The organism is Enterobacter cloacae complex sp. 277I4, assembly GCF_050031465.1.
Classification (GTDB): Bacteria; Pseudomonadota; Gammaproteobacteria; order Enterobacterales; family Enterobacteriaceae; genus Enterobacter; species Enterobacter cloacae.
The window spans coordinates 2,311,213-2,332,821 of the sequence record NZ_JBLGWC010000001.1; the positions used below are offsets into that span (position 1 = coordinate 2,311,213).

The 21,609-nt window shown below is 52.3% G+C and carries 29 protein-coding genes and 13 pseudogenes; 21 read left to right on the top strand and 21 right to left on the bottom strand.

The annotated features are described in order from the left end of the window. The first annotated feature begins 104 nt into the window (after positions 1-104). The 3 genes from ACQG19_RS11250 (at position 105) to ACQG19_RS11260 (ending at position 2,791) form a co-directional block, all read left to right on the top strand. Positions 105-431 carry a YnfA family protein gene (locus tag ACQG19_RS11250; RefSeq protein WP_013096792.1) on the top strand — a complete coding sequence of 109 codons (327 nt, stop codon included), beginning with the start codon at positions 105-107 and terminating at the stop codon, positions 429-431. Positions 432-542: 111 nt separating this feature from the next. Then, positions 543-1,757, top strand: a complete 1,215-nt coding sequence (gene rspA, locus ACQG19_RS11255; RefSeq protein WP_013096791.1) for a starvation-sensing protein RspA — start codon at positions 543-545, stop codon at positions 1,755-1,757. Positions 1,758-1,771: 14 nt separating this feature from the next. Beyond that, on the top strand, positions 1,772-2,791 hold the full coding sequence (locus ACQG19_RS11260) for a Zn-dependent oxidoreductase (protein WP_100168508.1): 1,020 nt from the start codon (positions 1,772-1,774) through the stop codon (positions 2,789-2,791). A 204-nt stretch (positions 2,792-2,995) separates the two neighbouring features. Here the strand turns inward: ACQG19_RS11260 and ACQG19_RS11265 are convergent, their stop codons facing one another. The 18 genes and pseudogenes from ACQG19_RS11265 to ACQG19_RS11350 form a co-directional block, all read right to left on the bottom strand. Next, positions 2,996-4,282, bottom strand: a complete 1,287-nt coding sequence (locus ACQG19_RS11265; RefSeq protein ID WP_426725879.1) for a tyrosine-type recombinase/integrase — start codon at positions 4,280-4,282, stop codon at positions 2,996-2,998. Positions 4,283-4,313: 31 nt separating this feature from the next. Next, complete coding sequence (xisR, locus tag ACQG19_RS11270) at positions 4,314-4,562, bottom strand: excisionase family protein (RefSeq protein WP_049133014.1); 249 nt, start codon at positions 4,560-4,562, stop codon at positions 4,314-4,316. 98 nt (positions 4,563-4,660) lie between these two features. Beyond that, entirely contained in the window at positions 4,661-4,942 is a 282-nt protein-coding gene (locus tag ACQG19_RS11275; protein WP_426725880.1) for a hypothetical protein, read from the bottom strand. Between the two features lie 11 nt (positions 4,943-4,953). Further along, positions 4,954-5,193 carry a DUF4222 domain-containing protein gene (locus tag ACQG19_RS11280; RefSeq protein ID WP_426725829.1) on the bottom strand — a complete coding sequence of 80 codons (240 nt, stop codon included), beginning with the start codon at positions 5,191-5,193 and terminating at the stop codon, positions 4,954-4,956. Then, a pseudogene (locus ACQG19_RS11285) lies at positions 5,171-5,894 on the bottom strand (hypothetical protein). The gene ACQG19_RS11280 and the pseudogene ACQG19_RS11285 overlap by 23 nt, the downstream one beginning before the upstream one ends. Continuing rightward, positions 5,891-6,113, bottom strand: a pseudogene (locus tag ACQG19_RS11290) (TraR/DksA C4-type zinc finger protein). Before ACQG19_RS11290 ends, ACQG19_RS11285 begins: the two co-directional pseudogenes overlap by 4 nt. A gap of 116 nt (positions 6,114-6,229) precedes the next feature. Continuing rightward, complete coding sequence (locus ACQG19_RS11295) at positions 6,230-6,730, bottom strand: hypothetical protein (protein ID WP_426725881.1); 501 nt, start codon at positions 6,728-6,730, stop codon at positions 6,230-6,232. After that, entirely contained in the window at positions 6,727-6,945 is a 219-nt protein-coding gene (locus ACQG19_RS11300) for a hypothetical protein (protein WP_032621601.1), read from the bottom strand. Before ACQG19_RS11300 ends, ACQG19_RS11295 begins: the two co-directional genes overlap by 4 nt. Further along, positions 6,942-7,604, bottom strand: a pseudogene (locus ACQG19_RS11305) (MT-A70 family methyltransferase). The gene ACQG19_RS11300 and the pseudogene ACQG19_RS11305 overlap by 4 nt, the downstream one beginning before the upstream one ends. Then, positions 7,601-7,753, bottom strand: a complete 153-nt coding sequence (locus tag ACQG19_RS11310) for a DUF1317 family protein (RefSeq protein ID WP_126508927.1) — start codon at positions 7,751-7,753, stop codon at positions 7,601-7,603. The pseudogene ACQG19_RS11305 and the gene ACQG19_RS11310 overlap by 4 nt, the downstream one beginning before the upstream one ends. Next, positions 7,750-8,171: pseudogene (locus ACQG19_RS11315) on the bottom strand (regulator). Before ACQG19_RS11315 ends, ACQG19_RS11310 begins: the two are co-directional and overlap by 4 nt. A gap of 8 nt (positions 8,172-8,179) precedes the next feature. Next, positions 8,180-8,662 (bottom strand): siphovirus Gp157 family protein, encoded by a 483-nt coding sequence (locus ACQG19_RS11320; protein ID WP_032105028.1) that lies wholly within the window; start codon positions 8,660-8,662, stop codon positions 8,180-8,182. Continuing rightward, positions 8,659-9,572 (bottom strand): annotated as a pseudogene (locus ACQG19_RS11325) (recombinase RecT). Before ACQG19_RS11325 ends, ACQG19_RS11320 begins: the two are co-directional and overlap by 4 nt. Before the next feature lie 9 nt (positions 9,573-9,581). Next, positions 9,582-9,863 carry a host nuclease inhibitor GamL gene (gene gamL / locus ACQG19_RS11330; protein WP_182930923.1) on the bottom strand — a complete coding sequence of 94 codons (282 nt, stop codon included), beginning with the start codon at positions 9,861-9,863 and terminating at the stop codon, positions 9,582-9,584. A 69-nt stretch (positions 9,864-9,932) separates the two neighbouring features. Further along, positions 9,933-10,142 (bottom strand): cell division protein FtsZ, encoded by a 210-nt coding sequence (locus ACQG19_RS11335; protein WP_000607101.1) that lies wholly within the window; start codon positions 10,140-10,142, stop codon positions 9,933-9,935. After that, on the bottom strand, positions 10,139-10,297 hold the full coding sequence (locus ACQG19_RS11340) for a hypothetical protein (protein ID WP_426725882.1): 159 nt from the start codon (positions 10,295-10,297) through the stop codon (positions 10,139-10,141). Before ACQG19_RS11340 ends, ACQG19_RS11335 begins: the two co-directional genes overlap by 4 nt. Then, a complete protein-coding gene (locus tag ACQG19_RS11345) occupies positions 10,294-10,569 on the bottom strand; it encodes an antitoxin (protein ID WP_426725883.1) in 276 nt (91 codons plus the stop codon). The genes ACQG19_RS11340 and ACQG19_RS11345 overlap by 4 nt, the downstream gene beginning before the upstream one ends. 772 nt (positions 10,570-11,341) lie before the next feature. After that, the gene (locus ACQG19_RS11350) at positions 11,342-11,533 is read right to left on the bottom strand and encodes a hypothetical protein (RefSeq protein ID WP_317704160.1); all 192 of its coding nucleotides are present in this window, start codon (positions 11,531-11,533) and stop codon (positions 11,342-11,344) included. 345 nt (positions 11,534-11,878) lie between these two features. Here ACQG19_RS11350 and ACQG19_RS11355 point away from each other — a divergent pair. After that, a pseudogene (locus ACQG19_RS11355) lies at positions 11,879-12,114 on the top strand (hypothetical protein). 14 nt (positions 12,115-12,128) lie between these two features. Here the strand turns inward: ACQG19_RS11355 and ACQG19_RS11360 are convergent. The 3 genes and pseudogenes from ACQG19_RS11360 to ACQG19_RS11370 form a co-directional block, all read right to left on the bottom strand. Beyond that, complete coding sequence (locus ACQG19_RS11360; RefSeq protein WP_255250421.1) at positions 12,129-12,251, bottom strand: hypothetical protein; 123 nt, start codon at positions 12,249-12,251, stop codon at positions 12,129-12,131. A 42-nt stretch (positions 12,252-12,293) separates the two neighbouring features. Next, the gene (locus ACQG19_RS11365; protein WP_426725884.1) at positions 12,294-12,632 is read right to left on the bottom strand and encodes a hypothetical protein; all 339 of its coding nucleotides are present in this window, start codon (positions 12,630-12,632) and stop codon (positions 12,294-12,296) included. Positions 12,633-12,818: 186 nt separating this feature from the next. Then, positions 12,819-13,603 (bottom strand): annotated as a pseudogene (locus ACQG19_RS11370) (XRE family transcriptional regulator). A gap of 95 nt (positions 13,604-13,698) precedes the next feature. Here ACQG19_RS11370 and ACQG19_RS11375 point away from each other — a divergent pair. The 17 genes and pseudogenes from ACQG19_RS11375 (at position 13,699) to ACQG19_RS11455 (ending at position 21,536) form a co-directional block, all read left to right on the top strand. After that, positions 13,699-13,934: pseudogene (locus tag ACQG19_RS11375) on the top strand (transcriptional regulator). A gap of 38 nt (positions 13,935-13,972) precedes the next feature. Further along, positions 13,973-14,193, top strand: a pseudogene (locus ACQG19_RS11380) (CII family transcriptional regulator). Between the two features lie 82 nt (positions 14,194-14,275). After that, positions 14,276-15,129, top strand: a pseudogene (locus ACQG19_RS11385) (replication protein). Continuing rightward, a pseudogene (locus ACQG19_RS11390) lies at positions 15,114-15,985 on the top strand (ATP-binding protein). The pseudogenes ACQG19_RS11385 and ACQG19_RS11390 overlap by 16 nt, the downstream one beginning before the upstream one ends. Positions 15,986-16,156: 171 nt before the next feature. Beyond that, complete coding sequence (locus ACQG19_RS11395) at positions 16,157-16,297, top strand: hypothetical protein (protein WP_426725885.1); 141 nt, start codon at positions 16,157-16,159, stop codon at positions 16,295-16,297. Positions 16,298-16,492: 195 nt separating this feature from the next. Next, on the top strand, positions 16,493-16,789 hold the full coding sequence (locus ACQG19_RS11400; RefSeq protein ID WP_426725886.1) for a hypothetical protein: 297 nt from the start codon (positions 16,493-16,495) through the stop codon (positions 16,787-16,789). 61 nt (positions 16,790-16,850) lie between these two features. Next, a pseudogene (locus ACQG19_RS11405) lies at positions 16,851-17,114 on the top strand (hypothetical protein); the annotation flags it as partial. Next, positions 17,111-17,494: an ead/Ea22-like family protein gene (locus tag ACQG19_RS11410; protein ID WP_426725839.1), complete on the top strand. Its 384-nt coding sequence runs from the start codon at positions 17,111-17,113 to the stop codon at positions 17,492-17,494. The pseudogene ACQG19_RS11405 and the gene ACQG19_RS11410, both read left to right, overlap by 4 nt. Positions 17,495-17,765: 271 nt before the next feature. Then, positions 17,766-17,930, top strand: a pseudogene (locus ACQG19_RS11415) (DUF551 domain-containing protein); the annotation flags it as partial. A 180-nt stretch (positions 17,931-18,110) separates the two neighbouring features. Continuing rightward, complete coding sequence (locus ACQG19_RS11420; protein ID WP_426725887.1) at positions 18,111-18,485, top strand: DUF551 domain-containing protein; 375 nt, start codon at positions 18,111-18,113, stop codon at positions 18,483-18,485. Further along, positions 18,485-18,739 carry a hypothetical protein gene (locus tag ACQG19_RS11425; RefSeq protein WP_426725888.1) on the top strand — a complete coding sequence of 85 codons (255 nt, stop codon included), beginning with the start codon at positions 18,485-18,487 and terminating at the stop codon, positions 18,737-18,739. Before ACQG19_RS11420 ends, ACQG19_RS11425 begins: the two co-directional genes overlap by 1 nt. A gap of 213 nt (positions 18,740-18,952) precedes the next feature. After that, on the top strand, positions 18,953-19,384 hold the full coding sequence (locus tag ACQG19_RS11430; RefSeq protein WP_078310115.1) for a recombination protein NinB: 432 nt from the start codon (positions 18,953-18,955) through the stop codon (positions 19,382-19,384). After that, positions 19,377-19,949: an NUMOD4 motif-containing HNH endonuclease gene (locus ACQG19_RS11435; RefSeq protein WP_078310117.1), complete on the top strand. Its 573-nt coding sequence runs from the start codon at positions 19,377-19,379 to the stop codon at positions 19,947-19,949. Before ACQG19_RS11430 ends, ACQG19_RS11435 begins: the two co-directional genes overlap by 8 nt. Next, positions 19,942-20,112 (top strand): NinE family protein, encoded by a 171-nt coding sequence (locus ACQG19_RS11440; RefSeq protein ID WP_426725889.1) that lies wholly within the window; start codon positions 19,942-19,944, stop codon positions 20,110-20,112. Before ACQG19_RS11435 ends, ACQG19_RS11440 begins: the two co-directional genes overlap by 8 nt. After that, positions 20,105-20,737 (top strand): recombination protein NinG, encoded by a 633-nt coding sequence (locus tag ACQG19_RS11445; RefSeq protein WP_426725890.1) that lies wholly within the window; start codon positions 20,105-20,107, stop codon positions 20,735-20,737. The genes ACQG19_RS11440 and ACQG19_RS11445 overlap by 8 nt, the downstream gene beginning before the upstream one ends. Continuing rightward, a complete protein-coding gene (locus ACQG19_RS11450) occupies positions 20,734-20,850 on the top strand; it encodes a hypothetical protein (RefSeq protein WP_148744968.1) in 117 nt (38 codons plus the stop codon). The genes ACQG19_RS11445 and ACQG19_RS11450 overlap by 4 nt, the downstream gene beginning before the upstream one ends. Further along, positions 20,847-21,536 carry a bacteriophage antitermination protein Q gene (locus ACQG19_RS11455; protein ID WP_426725891.1) on the top strand — a complete coding sequence of 230 codons (690 nt, stop codon included), beginning with the start codon at positions 20,847-20,849 and terminating at the stop codon, positions 21,534-21,536. Before ACQG19_RS11450 ends, ACQG19_RS11455 begins: the two co-directional genes overlap by 4 nt. Positions 21,537-21,609 lie beyond the last annotated feature (73 nt).

The following is a 21,609-nucleotide window of genomic DNA, read 5'->3' on the forward strand; positions in this document are numbered from 1 at the left end:
TTCTACACCAAACAGAAATGACGGCATACCCGCGGCGCGGGTATGGAAAAGTAAACCGTATCATCAGGTATGATGGTTAAATAAATCCTCACCTGAAATGAAATATGATCAAAACAACGCTGTTATTTTTTGCCACCGCGCTCTGCGAAATCATCGGCTGCTTCCTTCCCTGGCTCTGGCTGAAGAGAGGGGCAACCGTGTTACTGCTGATCCCGGCGGGCATCGCGCTGGCGCTGTTTGTCTGGCTGTTAACGCTCCATCCGGCGGCCAGTGGCCGCGTCTATGCCGCCTACGGCGGGGTTTATGTCTGCACCGCGCTGCTATGGTTACGTGTGGTCGATGGGGTAAAACTCAGCGCCTACGACTGGGCCGGGGCCCTGATTGCCCTGTGCGGCATGCTGATAATCGTGGCGGGCTGGGGGCGCGCATGAGCGCCCTGATTTTGTGATCGCTCGCGGATATTTTGATCATTATACTTGTATGGTAGTAGCTCAGTTGCGTAAATTTCCTGCATCACAACATGCGATGTAAGGAAAGGAATTATGAAGATTGTCGGGGCTGAAGTATTTGTCACCTGCCCGGGGCGTAACTTTGTCACCCTTAAAATTACGACCGATGAAGGCATCGTCGGTCTTGGCGATGCCACACTAAACGGACGCGAACTCTCCGTCGCCTCTTACCTGAAAGACCACCTCTGCCCGCAACTGATTGGCCGCGATGCGCACCGCATCGAAGATATCTGGCAGTTTTTCTATAAAGGCGCGTACTGGCGTCGCGGTCCGGTCACCATGTCGGCAATTTCCGCCGTGGATATGGCGCTATGGGATATCAAAGCCAAAGCCGCCAATATGCCGCTTTACCAGCTACTGGGGGGCGCTTCCCGTGAAGGGGTAATGGTCTACTGCCACACCACCGGGCATACCATTGACGACGTGCTGGAAGATTACGCCCGTCATAAAGAGATGGGCTTTAAGGCGATCCGCGTCCAGTGCGGCGTGCCGGGAATGAAAACCACCTACGGCATGTCCAAAGGAAAAGGGCTGGCGTATGAGCCTGCCACCAAAGGGGACTGGCCGGAAGAGCAGCTGTGGTCCACCGAGAAATACCTCGACTTCACACCGAAGCTGTTCGACGCGGTGCGCAGTAAATTTGGCTTCAACGAACATCTGCTGCATGACATGCACCACCGCCTGACGCCGATTGAAGCAGCGCGTTTCGGTAAAAGCATCGAAGAATTCCGCATGTTCTGGATGGAAGATCCTACGCCTGCTGAAAACCAGGCGTGCTTCCGCCTGATCCGCCAGCACACCGTCACGCCGATTGCTGTGGGTGAAGTCTTTAACAGCATCTGGGATTGCAAACAGCTGATTGAAGAGCAGCTTATCGACTACATTCGCGCCACCATTACCCATGCAGGCGGGATCACCGGCATGCGTCGTATTGCAGACTTTGCCTCGCTCTACCAGGTGCGGACCGGGTCACACGGCCCGTCCGATCTGTCGCCGATTTGCCATGCTGCCGCGCTGCACTTCGACCTGTGGGTGCCAAATTTCGGCGTGCAGGAATATATGGGCTATTCCGAACAGATGCTTGAAGTCTTCCCGCACAACTGGCGCTTCGACAACGGTTATATGCACCCGGGCGACAAGCCGGGTCTGGGTATTGAGTTCGACGAAAAGCTGGCCGCGAAATACCCGTACGATCCGGCCTACCTGCCTGTGGCTCGTCTTGAAGACGGCACGCTGTGGAACTGGTAAACGAGGAGCGAACGATGAAAAGCGTAGTGATCCAACAGCCCAACCAGCTGGTGATTGAAGAGCGTCCACTCCCGCAACCGGGGGCAGGGGAAGTGCGCGTCAGCATTAGACTTGCCGGGATCTGCGGCTCCGACAGCCATATCTATCGCGGACATAACCCCTTCGCGAAATATCCGCGCGTTATCGGGCACGAATTTTTTGGTGTGATTGACGCCACGGGCGAGGGCGTTGACCCCGGACGCCTGGGGCAGCGGGTTTCCGTTGATCCGGTGATCAGCTGCGGGCACTGCTATCCATGCTCGGTGGGTAAACCGAACGTGTGTACCTCCCTGGTCGTGCTCGGTGTGCATCGCGACGGCGGTTTTGCGGAATACGCCGTGGTACCGGCGAAAAATGCGTGGCCCATCCCGGACGCCATTCCCGATAAACACGCCGTGATGGTCGAGCCCTTTACCATTGCCGCCAACGTCACCGGGCAGGCAAAACCGACGGAACAGGATATCGCCCTGGTGTATGGCGCGGGCCCGATGGGGCTGGTTACCGTGCAGGCGCTGAAAGGTGTCTACAACGTCAGGCAGGTGATTGTCGTCGACCGCATTGATGAACGGCTGGCGATGGCGCAACGCAGCGGCGCGGACTGGGTCCTGAACAACGGTAATCTTGATTTGCATAAGGCGCTGGAAGAAAAAGGCATCAAACCGACGTTAATCATTGATGCCGCCTGTCATCCGTCGATTCTGCAGGAAGCGATAACCCTGGCTTCCCCGGCGGCACGTATCGTGCTGATGGGCTTTTCCAGCGATCCGAGCCAGATTGTTCAGCAGGGGATCACCGGCAAAGAGCTGTCGATATTCTCCTCGCGCCTGAATGCCAACAAATTCCCGGTCGTGATCGACTGGCTGGAAAAGGGGCTGATCGATCCTGAAAAACTGATTACCCACACCTTTGACTACCACCACGTGACAGACGCCATCGAACTGTTTGAGAAAGACCAGCGGCAGTGCTGCAAAGTCTTGCTCACCTTCGACCAATAATAATTTACGCGGTTAAGAGCCTGCGCAGACAGGCTCTGAGTGGTACGCATCTTACCTTGCAGAGATAGCCATTATGACTCAAGCACAACCTCAAAGAACGACTTCAGATCTGGTGAAAGCTGCCGTATCCGGCTGGCTGGGTACCGCGCTGGAGTTTATGGATTTTCAGCGCTACGATTGGTATGTATAGGATATACAAAGATATTATGCAGCAGGCCTGTTGCTGTGGGGCATCGTTGGGGCAAAGTCGCTTAATTTTGAGCTCAACAATGCTATCTGGTCCAGGTTGTTTTCCTCCATCCACTTTCCGTAAACCTGAAAAACCATTTGAGCATCGGCATGGCCCATCTGGTTAGCAATGAAGTTCGGGTTTGCTCCTGCCGAAAGTGACCAGCATGCATAGGTGTGTCTCGACTGATAAGATTTCCGGTGGCGAAGCCCGGCTCTTTTCATCGCTGCATCCCACGAATTCCCTATGGAATTGATGGAGAAGTGCTTGCCGTAATTCCCGGCCCTGGCTGTCAGCGACGGCAGGAAGACGAACGTGCACTTACTGAATTCTTTCTTTCCGTACTCCCTCAGCTTAACGGCTACGTTATGCTCCTGAGAGAGGCGGGTCATTTCATACTGGCTTTTGAACGCCTCGAGTGCAGGCTCGATCAGGTGCACAACCCGGTTAGTGCCAGCATTGGTTTTCGGCAGAGTGAATATCCCTTTCTGAGTCAGGCTCCTTCTTACTGTGAGAGTCCCCGCCTTTAAGTCCACATCCTCCCAGGCAAGCCCGCATAGTTCACCCGGCCGCAATCCGGTGTAAACGGCGATAGCCCAAAGATTTTTACTCTGCTGATGATGGCAGGCGTCTATCAGGCGTGGGAATTCTTCTCTGGTGATAGGGTCAGGATCCGGGCGTGACTCTCGCAGTGGTGCAATTCCCGTCATCGGTGACCTTGAGGTATACCCGTTTTCAACTGCAAACTGGAATATGCCAAACAGCACGGTCATGTAGTTGTTCACCGTGACAGAGGATCGACCCCTCTTTGCCGTTTTATGTCCCTTCTTCATGACCTGATAACCGGTCAGCAATTCCTTTCTAACTTCCAGCATGCTCTCTTTTGTTATTGAAGAAAGAAGGGTGCCATGGCCAATGATAGCCATGACATTAGCAATCACGCGAGCATAAGTATTTAGCGATGATTCAGCCACCTCCATTTCTTTCAAAGCGAGCCACCTTCCAGCAAGCTCTCCGATCGTCACCTCCTGCCTTGATTCTCCAAAGCGTTGTAGGTTTTTAGAGTTAGGAAACTGAGACGAATAGATGAAGGTGCCGGTCTTGATCGCATAGCATATTGATGTGCGAAGCTCGCCAGCAACCTTCCTGTTTTTCGGTGTGTCAGGAACACCAAGGCCTTCCCTGACCCTGACCCCTTTATAGGTAAACCACAGCCGCAATGTGCCGCCGTGGTTCTCAACCCCGGTTGGATATTTAGACATGCCTTTTCCTCTCTGTTAAAGGTATGGCTATTTAAGCAGATTTCTGGCGGGGGATCGCCGGGCGCTGACGCTCTACCCAGTTATCGACCTCGTGGCGGTTATAGAGGATAGGGGAGTTATCCTTCGGCTGGCAGTCGCCGGAGTAGTGCTTGTACTCGCGCCCCTCCATCCATGACAGGGTGCGGGCTGACTTAATCGCGTTCTTTGTCAGGCCGGTCAGCGCGATCAGCAACTCCTCAGAAACCCATTTGTTTGGTACCAGATGAATAATGTCGCTCATGGTTTTCTCCAGGCAAAAATAAACCCTCGCAATGGAGGGCTGAAAGGGGGATAGCGTGGCAGTGCTTTCGCACCCAATAGCCAGCTCATAACTGGCTATCAGTTGCGTGAATGCATAAGGCCAAGGTCATAGTTGAGGTGCTCCAAGCATTCCCTGTCTTGCTCGAAGCAGTAATCCCACAACTCCTGATCGTGCCATTCCCGAACCAGTTTTAGCTTCCAGCCGCCGTCATGCTTCACTCGGCGGACCTTTCTCTTAACGATGGCGTCCTGGTCGAAAATCATCCCCCAACCTGAACCAATGCCATTGCGTAGCACATCCAGATCAACCTCGATAACACGGAACAGCTTCGGTAGCTTCGGTAACTCTTCAATGCGCATAATTATCCTCCTTATGCCGCCCGCTGGGCGCGCAGCTTCTTCAGGTGTTCTGCTGTTTCGATTTCTTCGGCGATCCGCTCGGCCTGTGCTTTGGTCAGCGGCTCGAAATCCTGGTTAAATCGGCCCATGCTGGCGATGCAGGTGCGACCGTTGCGGATGTAGTGGATGACTTCGTGGGTAGCGCGGAGGATTTTGCAGGGCGCGCCGTGGGGATCGGCGTACCAGGTATTAGGCTGGAGTATCCTGAACATTGGGCACCACCTTAAATTCGATTACCCAGACCCATGGGTTGGCCTTCCAACTCTCCTCGCCGTAGATTGATTCCCACAGCTGAGCAAAGTTGTCATATGGAGTCCAGACTTCACCGCCGCTATCCGGGTCAGAGTATGTTGGTCGCCATCCGGTAATCTCCATTCCTTCCGCCTGCGCATCTTCCTGGCTAATGCTATTCAACCTTTCCACTCGGACGCCGGTGATCTCCAGCATGAGACGACAGGCTGCGCGAGGCATGTGGATAGATGGCTTCCAGCACGAACAGCCATCTTCATATCCATCGTCATCACCCCAAGTAAACTCTCCATCTGCTGCGTAAATAGCGTGACCAGAGTAGTAACCATTACCAAACGGCATTTCGTGAATGGCTGTGGCAGGACGGTCAGGGTTCCATGGCTGAATGCGACCGTCCTCATCCAGTTCATGACTCACTACGCCCCACGTTTCCCGCTACCCAGATGTGATCGCCAACCAGACCGAATGGACAATTACTGGCAAGGCTGTGTCCTGGAATTGCAGGAACAGATTTCATGCTCCGGACCCATCCAGCACCGTATACCTCATAAAAACTACAATTGAGGACAGGCTGCACCTTCATGATCCTGCGCGTCTGCGTCTTCCGGCCGTCGAGGATGGCGCGCACCATCTCGCCGTTGAAAATCATTCCGCGCTCTTTCACTGGATCCCCCTCTGCTTATTCCTTAACTCGATAACACCCTGGCACTCCGCGCACGTCTCACAGCCAGGGAACAGCAGCGCGCCGCGGCTCAGGAATTGGTTCTTCGCATTCTTCACAACGCTCAGCTGATACGGCGTTGCGGTCGATGCGGTGAGCGGAAAGGGCAGCGTTACGCTGAAGCTCTTCAATCTCTGCTGCGGTATCTATGATATCGGCCATGGTCAATGCTCCCGGAACTGTCGGTTAATTCGGTTGAAGGTGAATGCCAGCAATAAAAAAGGCCGCGATAGCGACCTGGCGATTTGCGCCTTCATGCGGCACCACTTTCGCTTGCGTCAGAGAGGAAGAAGATCATCAAAAAGGCTCCAGTAACGAGACCAATCAGGCTGTTTGTAATCTTCGGTGTCTTCATCCCACTCGCCAAGGAATGGGTTTTCACATACCGAGGTGAGCCATAAACCAATAGCTGGGCACTCAGGTGAGCTTTCAAAAATTTCAGCAATGCGGGGCCAGTGGTTTACATACTTATCATCAGCCGGGAAGTCAGTTAGGTATTTTCGGATGCAATCTGCTGCCAACGCGTAATGTTCCTGCTTCACATACATGCGGTCGTATGTCATAGCGAGGACAGCGCGATGGTGATATGGAATATCAAGGCGGTTAGCCAAGGGCCAAAGGCTATCTATTTTCATCATGTACTGATGGGCCTGTAGACCAAGATATTTCATTGCCATGTCGTTCCAAATGACAGGGCCACTTCCCCAGCCATTGCGGAGCTCTTCATCTTCTTCAGACTTCTCGCCAGGCCAAACTTTTATAACTGTTGAATAACTCACGATTCCACTCCGAAGCGGCGATTAAGCCGACCTGTGTATACGACGAACTCCAGGAGGCTAACTCCCAGAGCTTCAATTTTCTTGTGATGCTTGTTGATGATGGGAGGCACCGTTTCGTTCCAGTTAGGCTTTGGCTTCTTGCGCATGGCCTGCTGGATTTCCTCGGTGCAGCGGCGGCAGGCTGCTCGGATGGCGTTTTCATTTGCTGGTGTCATGCGGCCTCCATTTTCACGACTTGGATGGCGCAGCCGGGCAGCAGTTCTACCGCGGCGGTGGCGCACTGATTTCCCGAGTGATCCCAGCCCGGTGCCGCGCTGCGGCTAAACAGCTCAATGCGCGGCACATCGCCGTAAAGCAGCTCAAGCCGGTGCCGAACTTCCCACGGTTTTTCGCTGTGCGCGCCGAGCGGGCTGTAGACCACCTGCTTAATCCCGGCATGCTTTCGCTCCAGCCCGGCGCCGCGGGTGGCAATCAACAGGTCTTCGGTGTTGGCCCGGGTGTGGTTTCCGCCGTTCATGCGCGTCTCGGCGTTAAGCAGATCGAGGAAGTCGTAAAAGTCGGTGACTTCACCCTCGGCCAGCGCCTTGTTGATGCGCAGTTCCGCGTTCTGATTCAGCTTCACCCAGGTAAAGCCCTTCATCGTGCGAACGGTGAAGCCCCAGGCCTCGGCCAGTTCGATAGCCTCCTGGTTATGCGTGTTGCCAGTGTTACCACATCGCCAGCACCGAGTTTTCGTCGGCAAGTTCCCACACTGGCAGGCGCTTGATGTCGATGAGCTTCATGGTGGAGTAGTGGCCGGCGGCGGCGCCGTTGCTGATGGTGTTGCCGTAAGACCAGGGTCGATCGGCATCAGAAGTGAGTATTCCGCTGTCATGCCGCCACCTGCCTTTCCCGATATTCCTCAGCGAGGCGCTGCGCCTTTAATGGATTACAGACAACTTCACCCCATGGCATTAGCCAGCCGTTACCAATGAAGGGAAGGCACAGTGTGCCAACCCTTATGTCGTCGTGAGCGTGAGTCATAGGATGGACTCCATTTCGTCGATATAGAGGCCCTGAGCAATCAGGCGGCGACGGCGTGCTGCACGTTGAATGCACTCCTGCCGCCTGCCTTCCTGCGACTGCTCTATGGCGCGCCGGGTGAACAGCCGCGATTTACCCTGCGGAGTTACGACCTTTGGTTTCGTTACCAGGTCGAATGTCCGGTCGCAGATGCCGTCATCGTTGATCCATTCCGACTTCGACGATCTGATCTGTCCGGAGCCGCGGGTGATGCCATTGGCGACCCGGTTAAACTCAATCAGCGTTACGCCAAACTTCTCGGCGATTTCGCTGCCGGATACCGGGCGGCCGCGCGTCTGAATCATCCAGATAACGCGCTCCCGGAGGCCTGAGAATTGCCCGGTTCGCCGGGTCTGCGGTAGAAGGGTGTGCGTTTCATGGCTCCACCTACTTGATGATGAGTGAAGGTTTGCCGAGTTTTATTTGCGCGCCAGGTACATCCACGCCAGCTTCGATTTGGTGTTTGATAGCCAATTTGTCTGGCTTGATGCTCGTCTCGTATTCGACGAATTCAGGAGGAAGTGCGCTGGCATCTGTAATCTCTACTGACTTGGAAGGCGCGCGAACCGTTACCTGATGAATGCCTGCCTTCAGTGATTTCTTTCCTGCTGTTTCGAGGGAGGTGGCCACGTAATCTTTCATGCTCGACACACGGTTTTCTGCGGCTTTTGCGCGCTCTGCAAGACGCTTGCTTTCTTCTTTCAGCGCCTCGGCATAAGCAGATTCGTTTTTGCAGACAGCAAGGATCTGCTCGACCTTTGCTTCCAGCTCCCACTCAATGCCATCAAGGGTGTCGGCTATCATTTCAGGCTCCATGCCTGAATCAGTCAGCTTTGCGAAATCATTGGCGATCTGGTAAAGAGCTGTCATTGCGTAACCTCTTCGAATTTTGCTTTGCACTTGGCATAGACGGCCTGAACCCCTTGTTGAAGCTGCATTCCGACCGTCATTTTGTAAGCTGCCTGGAAGTGAGTTTTGAGAGCATGCAAATTTTTCGCCTGCTTCATGTCCTCACATAGTGAATGGATGGTGTTGATAAGTTCCTGTTTTGCGTTCTTCCGACTGGATGATTTCGCTTTCAGGGGTGTAGGGCATAACTGGCTCCGTGTATATGCCTTCGCTCTCGTTGAGCACATCGACGGCATTATCCAGACGGTCAGCACGCGGCCAGAAGTCTATAGGCTCTCTTAACGATCGTCTTCCTGGCCATCTCAGACCAGAAGTTGACCCATGGGCCTTTTGGTGATGTTCCCGCTTTGCTCACTTTCCTGATTTCTTCTATCTCAGCGAGACTCATCTCTTCAGTGAGATAGTCGCCATCAGCGGTTTTAACAGTGCAGTAGCCACCGATAACGGCGCCGCGATCGTCAGGTGTAGCAAATGGGTTGTATTTGTGAGCTGGCGCCTTATCGAGACCCAGCGTCTCGTAGTCGTCGCCAGCATGAACGAGCTTGCACTGGCCCCACTTGATGACGCCAGCCGACTGGGCGATGTGCAGAAGGCCCATATAGCTGATATCAAGGCAGACCATACCGTCGCGCGGAACCAGATAAGCCAGTTTGCTTGCAGGGTTCAGGCTAATGCCGACAGCTGCAACGTTGATAATCGCGTTCTGGGCGCTGGTGGGGTTGGCAATCGCCGTTTCTGCCAACTTTTGATTGCGCTGGAATAACTGGATAGCGAACTGGCATTCCTTTGCCCATGTCAGAGACTGGTCGGTAAGGGCGCCGACAAATAGCGGTTCCTGCTCCTTAACGAACTGAATCAGATCGAAGCTCATAATCACTCCTTAAAACGGGCAGGTTGGATGAAGGCGATCCCACTCTTCTTCTGCGCGGTCGTAGCAAAGGCGAGTGATATAGTCGTTGTAATGCTCAAGTGCTTTATCACCAGTTAGCGCCAGGGTGGCTGCCGCTGGAAGGAAGAGGGAGCGCATTGAAAGTGGGTCTTTCGGGAACATGGCGATCAGTTCTTTCGCTCTGTCGTCGATCCACTTCTCTTTCTCGTCGGTGAGTTGCTGCTCAACCCAGCGCCGATCTTCGATGCGGTCGTAAGTGAGGTATGCGTTCATGGCTGAACTCCTGAAATTTGGATGTGCAGATCCCGCCGCATTGACCAGGACGATCGGTTGAATAGGGGGTTAGTGCTGGATAGGGTTTCCGTGACCGTCCAGAAGGACGTCAATCACGCAGTCACTGAGGCGGATGATTTCTGCATCGGTGTGCAGGTACACCCATTTGCGCTCCTGAATGACTGCTGAGACGCGATAGGTGCGGCCTTCATGCAATGCCATCATGCCGGGCGTGACGCACTGGCGAATGAGCGGGGTGGTGCCGTAGTGATTGATCATACCTTCACCTCAACCTGTTCCAGGAGGCCAGCGATATGCGTCTGCCAGCGGTTCAGCACCAGTTTTTCCCGCGGGTTTGCTACAGACGTCAGCTGCCACTCGTTATCGTTGAGCTTTTTGGCGGTATACTGCTTGCCGTTGTGGGTGACTGTCATGATGCCTCCAAGCCAATGGCATCAGAGATAATCTGGAGTTTCTCAACTGAAACACCTTTCCCGTTACCAACTGGCTTTTCCATCCAGTCGAGCGACACTCGTCGGCCGTCGTCGATAACACCGATATTGAAATCATCACAACCTGCTACTTCAAATCCGTGAGAAATTGCCACTTCCCGCTTATCAAATATTTCCAAATCTGAGGAATAACCAATGCCGTAACCGTGGTCGTTTGACCATGCGTGCTGCTGGATAACGATAAATTTTTGCATAATCACTCCGCCCGTAAGCTGGGCTGCTGAACGTTAATACAAGACTTCTGCGCTAATGGGCGGTGGATGGCCGCCGGTTGTCATAACTAACCGCACTCATCGAGAACGGTGAGGTATGAAAAAACCCGCCGGAGCGGGTTAGCTTAGAAATTTGATATTCGATGCAGGGAAAGTTGCGACTTCCCATCTTCTAGTTCAACGATGCCAACGGAATAGTTACCAGGCCCACTTTCGAACTCTTCATACTCAAGGCCCCACTCGTGGAACAGTCCAGTAAATGTGTCTGTAACTTTTTTGCGTTCGCCACCATTCCATTCGAACCGATCAACTGTGCACTCAACCTTTCTCATCGCCTTACCCTCTGTCGTTACCCGCTGATGCGGTTATGTCTCATCGACGCATGGAAGTGCTTTCCAGTCGATATCGTTTTTTGCCGAATCCCACAGGCCTTTCTTTTTGTACTTTTCTGAGCATGGAATGCAGATGTTGTAAGGCCTGCCAACCATGCTTACAGATATTCTCTGCATCTCTTCAGATGCCAGAAAGTACCCACAGAATTGACACTTGTGCATACGTACTCTCCACTTAGTTACCCGCTGATGCGGGAGAAATGCTTTGGTGATTGGATGGCCGGTGCTGATCTCCGGCTTGCTGAGTTCTCACTCAATCTCATGGTGTCGGCTATGCCGTCTTTACGCTTTCGCACCGTAGCGCATCAGCCTGCGCATTCATCCAATCCCAAAACATTCCAATAAAAATCCGCCATTCGCGGCTAATTCATGTAAGTTGCACGCCCATTCATGTATCCAGCAAGGTAAACTTTGAAAAGTTCGTTCGCCTCTCCGTTCTGGTAGTAAACTTTTTGCTGCCACATTTCTTTCTCTTCCCTGTCAAGGCGATAGCGACCGAAATTACCTTTCTCAAATGCTTCCATCAGTTCGTACCATTCTTTCGTGTAGAGCATTCTTTTATCCTCACCTGATTCAGCACAGCCCACTCAGCTTCGAATGGACTGGAATAAATCATTTTTCGCTTTGCCATAATTGCCGCTCTTCCTGAGCCCGCCTATGGTCCGACGCATGGTTTACTGTCGCGCCGTTCGACTGACCGAATCTCCACTTCGCCGCTGGCTAACTTCGCTCAGCTGTCGATGTTTCGTTTCGATGGACTTATTAAAAACCATAGTTGTTTTATCGTCAACAACAATAGTTGTATTTATAGTTGTTTTTGTTTTATTTGGTTGTATTTAAAAGGAATTTATTTTTATAAAAGATTGGTGCTATGCTGCAAAAAACATCAGGGGGTGGCTATGGAACGTGATGAACTTGCAGATGACCGGATGGCCTTCATGGCTGGAGAGGTTGGGTGTGTGGTGTTCGAACTTATTTACAACGGGATTGGAATCGACGAGGACAACATTGTAGATTGGAAGGGAAGCGTAAAGCCGTCGGGAACGTCATCCACAAGGGGGTGCTACGGGATGCGGCTGAGATGGTACCGGAAGAGGCAAATAAAAACCCGGCGCGGTGGCCGGGTTTAATATGAACATTAGAACTGGGTTATGCAGCTTTCTTGTTCATTTCTGCAAGGATAGCATCCTTGCGAGCTTGCATTTCTGCAACGATTTCATTAAGACGGCCAGCCAGTTTAAGCATCTCAGAAATTGTGTGGAGTTTATTCATATGCGCCTCCGCAGTGCCTCGTTTCATCCAAAAGAAAGTTATTTAAAAATTACAGCCCCTTTGAGAATTTTGAGCTGCACACGAATCTGGGTTTTTCTGTTTAATATCACGAATCAGTATCTGCGCGGTAAGCAATACCTGCTGTAGGTCAAGAGCGCCAAGTTGCTTGGCTTTGGTATCAAGCTTGAGAATGATCTCATGAACCTCATCAAGTGACGGATCAACGAGCTCATGTAACTTTTCGATACCCAACTCTTCAAAGCTAGTGACAACGAAATCAATCAAAGCCTTCACAGCTATCTGAACCTGATACAGTTGCCTTTCTTGAAAAGAAGCTTCTGCATCTGTCACTTTTACAGCATCTCTAAATTCTTGGGTCACTAACTATACTCCTTATATAGGATCTCTCCAATCGATTTTCAATGCGAATTGGACGATTTCCGCTCAATAAGCACGATTTAGCAATGAAATAATTGACTTTGAAAGGAAACATCTCTATATCGCGCGCACATGATATATATACACTTAAAATCAACTAAAAGAACACAAACTTTATGATGATTTTCATCAATCATATTGAATGATGACGGCTATCACACCAGTCGCGGCTTCGTCTTTACAGCAACACCAGTACCAGAATATGCGACCGATTATCTCAACATCATCAATGTCAGCTTCTTCATCCGGATATGCGTCGCCGTTGTAGCTGCGAATGATTAGCTTGCCGCCCGGCTTCCGGTATAGCTGCTTAATGCGCTTGAGCTGCCCGCTACCGCCGTCTGCCTGACCAATGGCATACAGCTTACCGTCAACTATGCGCTTGTTGTTCGTGTCTACGGCTACCGTAGTGCCATCGGGAATGATCGGCTCCATGCTGTCACCTGTGGCCGGGAAGCAGAGAACTCCAGAACCGTCGGTGTTTGCCCCTACTCGGCGTAGTGTTGACTTGGAGAACCTCAGCTTAAAGCCATTATGATCCTCGCATTGAACGCGGCCATCGCCACATGCAAATTCAATATCCTTGAGGTAAGGCACTTCAACCTCGTCAGCAGGAAGCGGGGTGTTTTTGTCCCATGCGTCGACAGTTCCCCACTCTGATTCAGGACCAATATTTGATTCTTTAGCGTCTGATCGCATGGGGCCAACACCTGAACTTAGCCCATTCAGGTTTAACCATCAAAGCATTTGCCAGCTCTACCAACTTTGTTGTCTGGTTAGCTTTTCCCGTTTTCTGTTCTGGATGGCAGGCTTCGGCTTACCCCAACCAGATCCCCGAGAGCCTTTTGTGTAAGGCCTCGTAATGTCCTGGCTTCCTTCAGTTTTTCAGCGAGTGTCGTTTTCATATACGCAATCTACAACCGTGGTTTTATTTCATCAAACGAAAATGGTTGTTGACTAAATACAACCATAGTTTTATTCTTCATTTATATTCACTACGGAGGTTGTTATGAATCCAACCATTAAAACCGCCATTACCATCGTCAGGTTCTCAAAAAGCCCTTTTGGTGAAGCATGCGCAGTATCGCAGCAGGCGGTTTACAAGTGGCTACACAACAAAGCAAAGGTTTCTCCGGAGCATGTAACAGCATCGTGAAAGCAACTGGTGGTGAAATTCAGGCCTACCAGATTCGCCCTGACTTACCGACGCTGTTCCCATCACCGATCGACAACAACGCCGCCTAATGGCGGCATAACCAATTACATGAGAGGAAGTATCGCAAATGGAAACCTTAACGACACGCAACAAAGCGGAGGCACGACGAATTGAGAGTTGGGTGCAGCGTCAAATCGCAGATCTGGGTACCGCCCGGATAGCCGAAGTAGCTGGCATCAACAAATCCACAGTCAGCCGGTGGCGGGAAACCTGGTACCGAACATGTCGCTGCTGCTGGCCATCCTGATTTCTAACCGGGATGGAGTGAAGGGAGATTTTGAAGCATGAACGCAGAAAGGGCGAAAGCCGAGGTGCTGTAACACCAACGGCTTTCAGGTGGAATTAACTGGATCAATTCACAGGAGCAATTATGGCAAACACTGCCGAAGTAATCAATTTCCCTGTGCCTGACGTGGCACCTAAGGAGCCGCGCGTGGCAGATCTTGATGATGGCTATACGCGCATCGCCAATGAACTTCTGGAGGCTGTCATGCTGGCTGGATTGTCTCAGCATCAGCTGCTGGTCTTCATGGCAGTAATGCGCAAAACATACGGTTTCAACAAAAAGGCGGACTGGGTAAGCAATGATCAGTTATCTGCCCTGACCGGCATCCTCCCACACAAATGCTCTGCGGCTAAAAGTGCGTTAGTTAAGCGTGGGGTATTTACCCAAATCGGGCGAACTGTGGGGATTAACAAAGCGGTCAGCGAATGGGTGAAATTACCCAAATCAGGTAACGAAAATAAAGTTTACCTGAAAGAGGTAAATTTACCCAGATCAGGTAATAAATGTTTACCCGAATCAGGTAACGACACTTACCCAAATCAGGTAAACACAAAAGACAAACATACAAAAGACAATAAAGACAATATTAATAAACCCCCTAAATCCCCCAAGCCGGCTTCGTTCGATCCGGCTGGCGTTAAGCTCCTGAATGGCTGTCAGTTTCAGTCTGGAAGTCATGGGTCGATTATCGTCGCGACCTGAAGAAACCGATCAAGTCTCAGCAGACGGTTACCCAGGCCATCAACCTGCTCGAGCGTTGCAAGTGCAGCGGATATCAGCCTGAAGAAATCATCAACCAGAGCATTGCGAACGGCTGGCAGGGATTGTTTGAGCCTAAGGGAGCCAAGCAGCCTTTCCGTACTCCGTCACGCGTATCTGAGAACTTCGCTGGCAAGGACTATGGCCAGACTGAAATTCCTGCATGGGCGAGGGACTAATCATGACGCTGGATGAAAAAATCAATCAACTTGAGAAACGCATTGCTGAGCTGAGCCAGCCGCCAGTTCAGCATGAAGATATCGAGCTAACTATCAGCACCGAGAACTGCGAAACGCATGGCCCCTTTGAATGCAGGACCAGGCATTTCTTAAACTCTGTCGTGAAAATTCCCCCGCGCCCAAGCTGCTGCCCTGAATGCCTCAAAGAGGAGTTAGGCCGCTTGCAGGCGGAAAGAATTAGCATCAACAAAGCAGCCCGCAAAAGAAACATCGAGCGCCTGCTGGACGGACTGAACATCCCGGCGCGCTTCGAAACTGCACGCTGCAGAACTATGAGCCAGTGAACGACGACGCAAAACGCGCACTTAAGGTGTGCCAGGCATATGCAAGCCGTTGGCCAGAGCGTTTGCAGAAGGGTGGCGGTCTTGTGATGTGCGGCAAACCAGGTACCGGAAAGAATCACCTGGCACTGGCTATCGCACGGCATGCGATCACAGAACACCAGAGTTCTGCAGTGTTTACCACGGCGCTGAAAATTGCCCGTGAGTACAAGTCAACCTGGTCGAAAGGTTCAAGCCGCACTGAGGATGAGGTGATCCGTTACTTCACGAAACCTGATCTGCTGATTATGGACGAGGTCGGCGTGCAGTTCGGAAGCGACGCCGAGAAGTTGATCATGTTCGAAATCATCAACACCCGATATGAGCGGATGAAGCCGACCATCCTGATCAGCAACCAGACCAAAGAAGAACTGGCAGCATTCGTAAGTGAGCGCGTTATTGACCGCATGAGCGATGGCGGCGGGTGCACGCTGTCATTCACCTGGGATTCTTACCGTTCCAAGGGGGCAGCGTGAAAGCATGCAGCGATGACTATGTCGTTATCAACGAATATTCGAAAGGCGATGCAGCCTGGATAGAGCGCGTTGATACCGATGAAAAGCGAAAAGCACTTTACAAATCGAGTTGGGAAATAGCCGTAATCTCGCTCGCAATCGTTCGTGAATATGGGATCCGGAGGGTAGGCAATGACCATAACAATCCGTGAGCAGGTGCTGGCCGCCCTGCGCAATAACCCAGGCCTGAACAGCGTCAAGCTGGCCGAGCTTATCGGCATGGACGCCAAAAGATATCCGGGACGATTAGCACGCTGTTGGCCGATCGGCTGATCAGCTGCGAAGGAAAATACGGCCAGCGCCTTTACAGCCTTACCAGCTACGGAATTCGCTTCGCCGGACACGATACCAGGCATGAAGCATGGCAAGTCGAAGTTAATTCAGCGGACGGACACGAACGTGATCTGCCAGGGAGTGCCGCAACAGCGCGGCGATGAGAAGAATTTTAAGCGTATACGGGGTGAGAGCATGAAAAATAATACACAGCCAGCACTGAAAGAACGAATCGAAAAGGCACTTGAAGACTTCACCAAAGGCCGCGCCAGCATGCATGTTCCTCCGCTTGATACCGATGTTGATGTGGTGCTGGCGGAATGCAGTGACCGATTATCAGAGCTTAAAGCCAGATGCGCGGCGCTGGCTGCGGAGAATGCGGGGCTGAAGGCTGCGTTTGACAAGCCTCAAGCCTATCTATCCTGGCACACTATCCCGCCAACATGGGAAGACCCTCTCCCGTGCGGTGAGTCTGTCTCATGTCCACGATGATGCTGGCCACAAGAATTCCGACGGTACTGATTGCTGGCCGGTATATGCCAAGCCAGAAATCAACACCCCGGCCACCGACGCTTTCCTGGCTGAAGTGAAAGCTGGAGCACCGCGAGGGAGCTTACTTTGTGGCGAACAGAATGCTGGCTGCCTGGGAAGCTGGTTTTATTGATGATACTGCAAAGAACGCCGCGGATATTGCCAGGATGATTCTTACTCTACTGAGTTTATGGCTAATGCGCCGGAAGGCGATTTTGACCGCTCATTCTCTGATGGCGTTCTCGAAGATATCGCCGCCCAGCTTCGCAAAGGAGGCAACCAGTGAGCGAGATTAATTACCAGGCTCTGCGTGAAGCGGCGGAGAAGGCGACGAAAGGCCGGTGGGCTGTTGAGTTCGACGATGAGATTTACTCCACTGACGGCGTGAACCATGAGCAAATAGCCATGGTATTCAGTGAAAACGAAGCGCGTGATGCTGCATTTATCGCCGCAGCCAACCCCGCCACCGTGCTGGCGCTGCTGGATGTGTTGGAAACCGCAGAGAAGCGAATCGCTGAACTGGAAGCGAAGCTCGATAGCGCAGATAAATTGCAAGATAGCGCATTTCGTCATGGTCTTCAGCATGGCTTCAGTTTAGGTCAAACGGATAATCAGGCTGGATTTGAAGAGTGCTTATCTGCCTATGGCACCGGTAAAGGAGAGTGAATGTGAAAAATTATCTCAGCAATTTAGCCAGCATGCTTCAGGGGATTGCAGGTGTCATTTCAGACGGCGAGCGGGTGCAGAAAGAGTGCCCTGCGCACTTAAAGTCAGCACTACTCGAGGCTTCTCACGCGCTAGATGGTCAATCGGTCAGGGTCAATTATCCGCCTAATGGAAAGCCTGAAATTGTTAATGCCCGCGGACACCATCGACCGCTTACCTTCCGGGAACGAGTGGCAATCCGCTTACTTGGTGGCAGGACGGAGATTCGCCCATGAGCACTATTACCAAAGAACTGGCAAAGCTGTTCAGAAAAATTACGAATTCTGAAATTGATGCGGAGGGTAACGCTCATGTTGTTTTATCTCCTGCTGATAGCCTCCTGATTAATAATGCGCGTATCGCGCTGGCATCGCTCGAAGTGGAGCCTGTGGCGTGGCTACTGTCAGGAGGCGGCGCTAAAAACCACGTCAGCTTCGATAGTGGCAATGCTTATGCTGACCCGCTGCGAGAAGTAACGCCGCTTTCACCCCGCCAGCGCCGGTGGCTTTGACATCTGGATACAGCGATTTCAGGGAGATCTTGGTCATCGTCCACCCATCCTCTCGCGCAGATAGAGATGAAAGACTTCGCGTGGGATATCTGGAACGCCTGCCGCTCCGCCATGCTTAAGCGCCTTGAGCCATTCATAGTAACGAGCGATCATCGCATGATGGAGATGCCTCAAGTTGAGGCTATCAACGCCATGCTTCATGGTGCCGAACCTGTAACGACGGCTTACAAGTTGGGCAACTCTCCGGTGATTCCGGATGGTTGGGTGGCTTGCAGTGAGCTGATGCCGGAGCAGTTTAAGGCCATCCTGGCATTCAATGAGTATGGAGAAGTTTGGTCTGGTGCGTATGACAGGTACTGGAATTTCTATTGCGATAATCTGTTAGTAGAGCATGTCACGCACTGGATGCCGCTGCCGCCAGCGCCGCAGCAGGAGGCGTAATGGGTAAGTTAACTTTCGTCATTGAGTTTGAAGACGGCAAGGAGCCGCCAGTGCATGCACACATGGAGGCTTTCGGCGGGAAGGTTGTTGCGGTCGCGTTCCGTGATGCATTGAGCGAGGACGATCATCCGAAGACGATCGCTACCTTCCTCGGTGCTTTTGCGCGAGATGCGGTGTTTTATCTGCAATGGCAAGCACCCTATCGGCGTCGCCTGTCACGTTTCTCGCCAACAGTGGTATCACATAATGCCTAACCCATTCGACGCATAACTAAACGTCAAGCAACGTTTGATTTCCAATAATCATCCATCCATAATTAAGTCATCGGAGCCTGAACAACTCCGGTGACTTCTGCGCATTTAAGGGGACTTAAATGCAACCACGATATTGAAACTCCTCACCTTGTCACAGATGCAGAAATGCACCTGCGATTTTCTGCATTCTGCGGTTTCCGTTAAGGAGGCCGTATGAGCATGAACAAAGACGGCATCCGTCTGCACAAATCCAACTTTTCCGCCATCGGGCAGCAGATACAGCCAATGCTGGAATCTGGCGACTGCTATCGCCTCATCATCAAGCCCTGGAAAGACAAGCGCAGCCTCTCCCAAAATTCTCTTCTCTGGATGTGGAATAGCGACGTTGCATCTGCCGTCAACCACTACTCCGAAAGCAAGTTAACCGAAGAAGACCTTCACGAGTTCCTGAAGGATATGTTCTGTCCCGCCAAGCCTGTAACCGTTCTTGGTGAAACCAAGATGGTGAAGTCCACCAAGCTACTCGACACCGAAGAAATGACCTTCTACCTGCGCCGTATTGAAGTCTGGTGTGCTGAACGCGGTATCAAATTGCGGATCCCGGCCAACTCCGAATATCACTCAAAAGGACACGACCATGTTTGAAGAAGAGATTTGGAAAAAAACTTCTATATCAAGCGATTATGAAGTCAGTAATTATGGTCGATTCCGATCCTTAACGCGCACCGTTAGCGTGATGAGTGGCTACAAGAAGGTTTTAGAAGGTAAGGACTTGAAGCCGTTTGACGTGCATACCACTGGTTACCTTCAGATAAAGATTCGCGGCAAAAAGTATGCAGCTCACAGGCTTGTCGCCATTGCATTTTGCGACGGTTACGACGACGGATTAGTTGTTAACCATAAAAACGGCAACAAAAAAGATAACCGCGCTGAAAACCTTGAATGGACAACTCCGTCAAACAATCTTCGCCATGCCTATAGCGATCTTGGTGTTATCCCAAATCAGCTCGGTAGGTTCGGTGAGGATCACAACGCAAGTAAAGCGGTAATTGCCACATGCCGTGTTACAGGAAAAGAGGTTCGCTACGCTGCCGCTATGGATGCGGTTCGTGATGGGTTCGACAGTGGCTGCATTAGCAGGTGCTGCGCAGGTCACTCATCTTACCATAAAGGGTATAACTGGCGATTTGAGGGTGAGCGCAATGAGTAGCCCACTTTCCCGCGTCATCACAAACGAAATCTTCCGCGTTCCGACTCGCCGTCAGCGTAAGCCCGCGATTAAGCCGTCCGACATCCCGACACTGAAAGGCTATACCGCCCGCCTGGTGGATCAGAAATGGCTGCGTCTCGCGGCACGGAGGAATCATGCGTAAACCATCCCGCCGTAAGTGCAAAGTATGCGGTGAATACTTCGTGCCGAAATTCCATGACATCCGGATCCGCTGGTGCTGTCCTGAGCACGGCGCAATCCTCGCGATGGAAGAACGTGAAAAGGAGAAGGTGAAAGCCGCGGCCAAGCGCATCAAGGAGCGCAAAGAGAAAGAGCGGGCGGATCGCCGGGATCTGAAAGCGAGAAAGGTGGCGCTAAAAACGAAACCGCAGTGGAGAGCTGAAGCGCAGGCTGCTTTCAATCGGTACGTCCGTCTGAGGGATGCTGGTAAGCCGTGCATCAGCTGCGGCAGGCTGCCGGAGCAGAAGTTTGGCGGAACCATGGACTGCGGCCACTACCGCACCCGCGGCGCAGCGGCGCACCTCGCTTTCAACCTTCACAATACCGCAGCCCAGTGTGTCTATTGCAACCGGGATCGCGACGGCGCGCAAAAGGCATTTGAACAGGGCCTTATCGAGCGCATCGGTGCCGAAAAAGTTGAGGCGATAAACAACGATAACTCAGTCCGCCGGTTCGACATCCCTTACCTGCAGCGCATCAAATCCATCTTCACCCGTAAAGCCCGCGCGCTGGAAAAACGCCGGGCCCGCCGACAGGAGGCAACATGAGTCACGCCGACTTCCTGCGGTACCAGGCGGAAAGCGTTAAGCGCGCCAGCATGCCACCAGTAGCAAAGCACAGCCAGACCAAAACCAACCAGCCACATAAGGAAGCCGCATGAACAGTCAGCAACTGGAATACGTACGTCAGCAGCTCATTGTGGCGACCGCAGATCTGAGCGGAGCCACGAAAGGGCAACTGGTAGCTTTCGCCGAGAACGCGCAATTTACCGCGACGGTGCGCAGCCGGGGCCGGAAGAAAATCACCGACCCGGTCACCGGCCGTAAAGTTAACCCGGACGGCCCGGCGATGAGCGGCAGCCAGTCCCGCGCAAAGGGATCATCCATCGCACTGGTGGGGCCGGTTGAGTTCGTGACAGCATCCTGGCGCCGCGCCGTGCTATCTCTGGAAGATCACCAGAAAGCATGGCTGCTTTGGAACTACAGCGAGAATATCCGCTTCGAGTACCAGGTGGCTATAACCCAGTGGGCGTGGGCAGAATTCCGGGATCAGCTCGGCGCTAAGAAAGTAGCCGGCAAAACAATGGAGCGCCTGAAGAAGCTTATCTGGCTGGCGGCGCAGGACGTTAAAGCGGAGCTGGCAGGGCGTGAGACGTACGAATATCAGGCGCTGGCGTCGCTGGTTGGCGTAACACCAAAGAACTGGTCAGAGACGTTTACGGACCGCTGGGTGGAGATGCGCCGCATCTTCCTGCGACTGGACAGTGGTGCTTTGTTGCAGGTTACGCGATCACGTTCACAACAAAAGGCGACAAATTTAGACTCAAGTCTTGCAAAACTGGATTGAAACGCATATATTTCATGTAAATCTGATATCGTCGCCATAGCTTTGATTGTCGACTGAACATAAAAACCTCGCC

What these genes read in the sequence shown, in the direction of transcription:
- ACQG19_RS11445 (WP_426725890.1), top strand. Translation starts at nt 20,105, where the DNA reads ATGCGTAAACCATCCCGCCGTAAGTGCAAAGTATGCGGTGAATACTTC.
- ACQG19_RS11320 (WP_032105028.1), bottom strand. Translation starts at nt 8,662, where the DNA reads ATGACAGCTCTTTACCAGATCGCCAATGATTTCGCAAAGCTGACTGAT.
- ACQG19_RS11300 (WP_032621601.1), bottom strand. Translation starts at nt 6,945, where the DNA reads ATGACACCAGCAAATGAAAACGCCATCCGAGCAGCCTGCCGCCGCTGC.
- ACQG19_RS11260 (WP_100168508.1), top strand. Translation starts at nt 1,772, where the DNA reads ATGAAAAGCGTAGTGATCCAACAGCCCAACCAGCTGGTGATTGAAGAG.
- ACQG19_RS11340 (WP_426725882.1), bottom strand. Translation starts at nt 10,297, where the DNA reads ATGACAGTCACCCACAACGGCAAGCAGTATACCGCCAAAAAGCTCAAC.
- ACQG19_RS11310 (WP_126508927.1), bottom strand. Translation starts at nt 7,753, where the DNA reads ATGACTCACGCTCACGACGACATAAGGGTTGGCACACTGTGCCTTCCC.
- ACQG19_RS11430 (WP_078310115.1), top strand. Translation starts at nt 18,953, where the DNA reads ATGAGCATGAACAAAGACGGCATCCGTCTGCACAAATCCAACTTTTCC.
- ACQG19_RS11400 (WP_426725886.1), top strand. Translation starts at nt 16,493, where the DNA reads ATGAAAAATAATACACAGCCAGCACTGAAAGAACGAATCGAAAAGGCA.
- xisR (WP_049133014.1), bottom strand. Translation starts at nt 4,562, where the DNA reads ATGAGCGACATTATTCATCTGGTACCAAACAAATGGGTTTCTGAGGAG.
- ACQG19_RS11250 (WP_013096792.1), top strand. Translation starts at nt 105, where the DNA reads ATGATCAAAACAACGCTGTTATTTTTTGCCACCGCGCTCTGCGAAATC.
- ACQG19_RS11420 (WP_426725887.1), top strand. Translation starts at nt 18,111, where the DNA reads ATGAAAGACTTCGCGTGGGATATCTGGAACGCCTGCCGCTCCGCCATG.
- ACQG19_RS11280 (WP_426725829.1), bottom strand. Translation starts at nt 5,193, where the DNA reads ATGTTCAGGATACTCCAGCCTAATACCTGGTACGCCGATCCCCACGGC.
- ACQG19_RS11350 (WP_317704160.1), bottom strand. Translation starts at nt 11,533, where the DNA reads ATGCTCTACACGAAAGAATGGTACGAACTGATGGAAGCATTTGAGAAA.
- ACQG19_RS11455 (WP_426725891.1), top strand. Translation starts at nt 20,847, where the DNA reads ATGAACAGTCAGCAACTGGAATACGTACGTCAGCAGCTCATTGTGGCG.
- gamL (WP_182930923.1), bottom strand. Translation starts at nt 9,863, where the DNA reads ATGAACGCATACCTCACTTACGACCGCATCGAAGATCGGCGCTGGGTT.
- ACQG19_RS11360 (WP_255250421.1), bottom strand. Translation starts at nt 12,251, where the DNA reads ATGAATAAACTCCACACAATTTCTGAGATGCTTAAACTGGCTGGCCGT.
- ACQG19_RS11450 (WP_148744968.1), top strand. Translation starts at nt 20,734, where the DNA reads ATGAGTCACGCCGACTTCCTGCGGTACCAGGCGGAAAGCGTTAAGCGC.
- rspA (WP_013096791.1), top strand. Translation starts at nt 543, where the DNA reads ATGAAGATTGTCGGGGCTGAAGTATTTGTCACCTGCCCGGGGCGTAAC.
- ACQG19_RS11435 (WP_078310117.1), top strand. Translation starts at nt 19,377, where the DNA reads ATGTTTGAAGAAGAGATTTGGAAAAAAACTTCTATATCAAGCGATTAT.
- ACQG19_RS11395 (WP_426725885.1), top strand. Translation starts at nt 16,157, where the DNA reads ATGACCATAACAATCCGTGAGCAGGTGCTGGCCGCCCTGCGCAATAAC.
- ACQG19_RS11275 (WP_426725880.1), bottom strand. Translation starts at nt 4,942, where the DNA reads ATGCGCATTGAAGAGTTACCGAAGCTACCGAAGCTGTTCCGTGTTATC.
- ACQG19_RS11265 (WP_426725879.1), bottom strand. Translation starts at nt 4,282, where the DNA reads ATGTCTAAATATCCAACCGGGGTTGAGAACCACGGCGGCACATTGCGG.
- ACQG19_RS11425 (WP_426725888.1), top strand. Translation starts at nt 18,485, where the DNA reads ATGGGTAAGTTAACTTTCGTCATTGAGTTTGAAGACGGCAAGGAGCCG.
- ACQG19_RS11440 (WP_426725889.1), top strand. Translation starts at nt 19,942, where the DNA reads ATGAGTAGCCCACTTTCCCGCGTCATCACAAACGAAATCTTCCGCGTT.
- ACQG19_RS11345 (WP_426725883.1), bottom strand. Translation starts at nt 10,569, where the DNA reads ATGCAAAAATTTATCGTTATCCAGCAGCACGCATGGTCAAACGACCAC.
- ACQG19_RS11335 (WP_000607101.1), bottom strand. Translation starts at nt 10,142, where the DNA reads ATGATCAATCACTACGGCACCACCCCGCTCATTCGCCAGTGCGTCACG.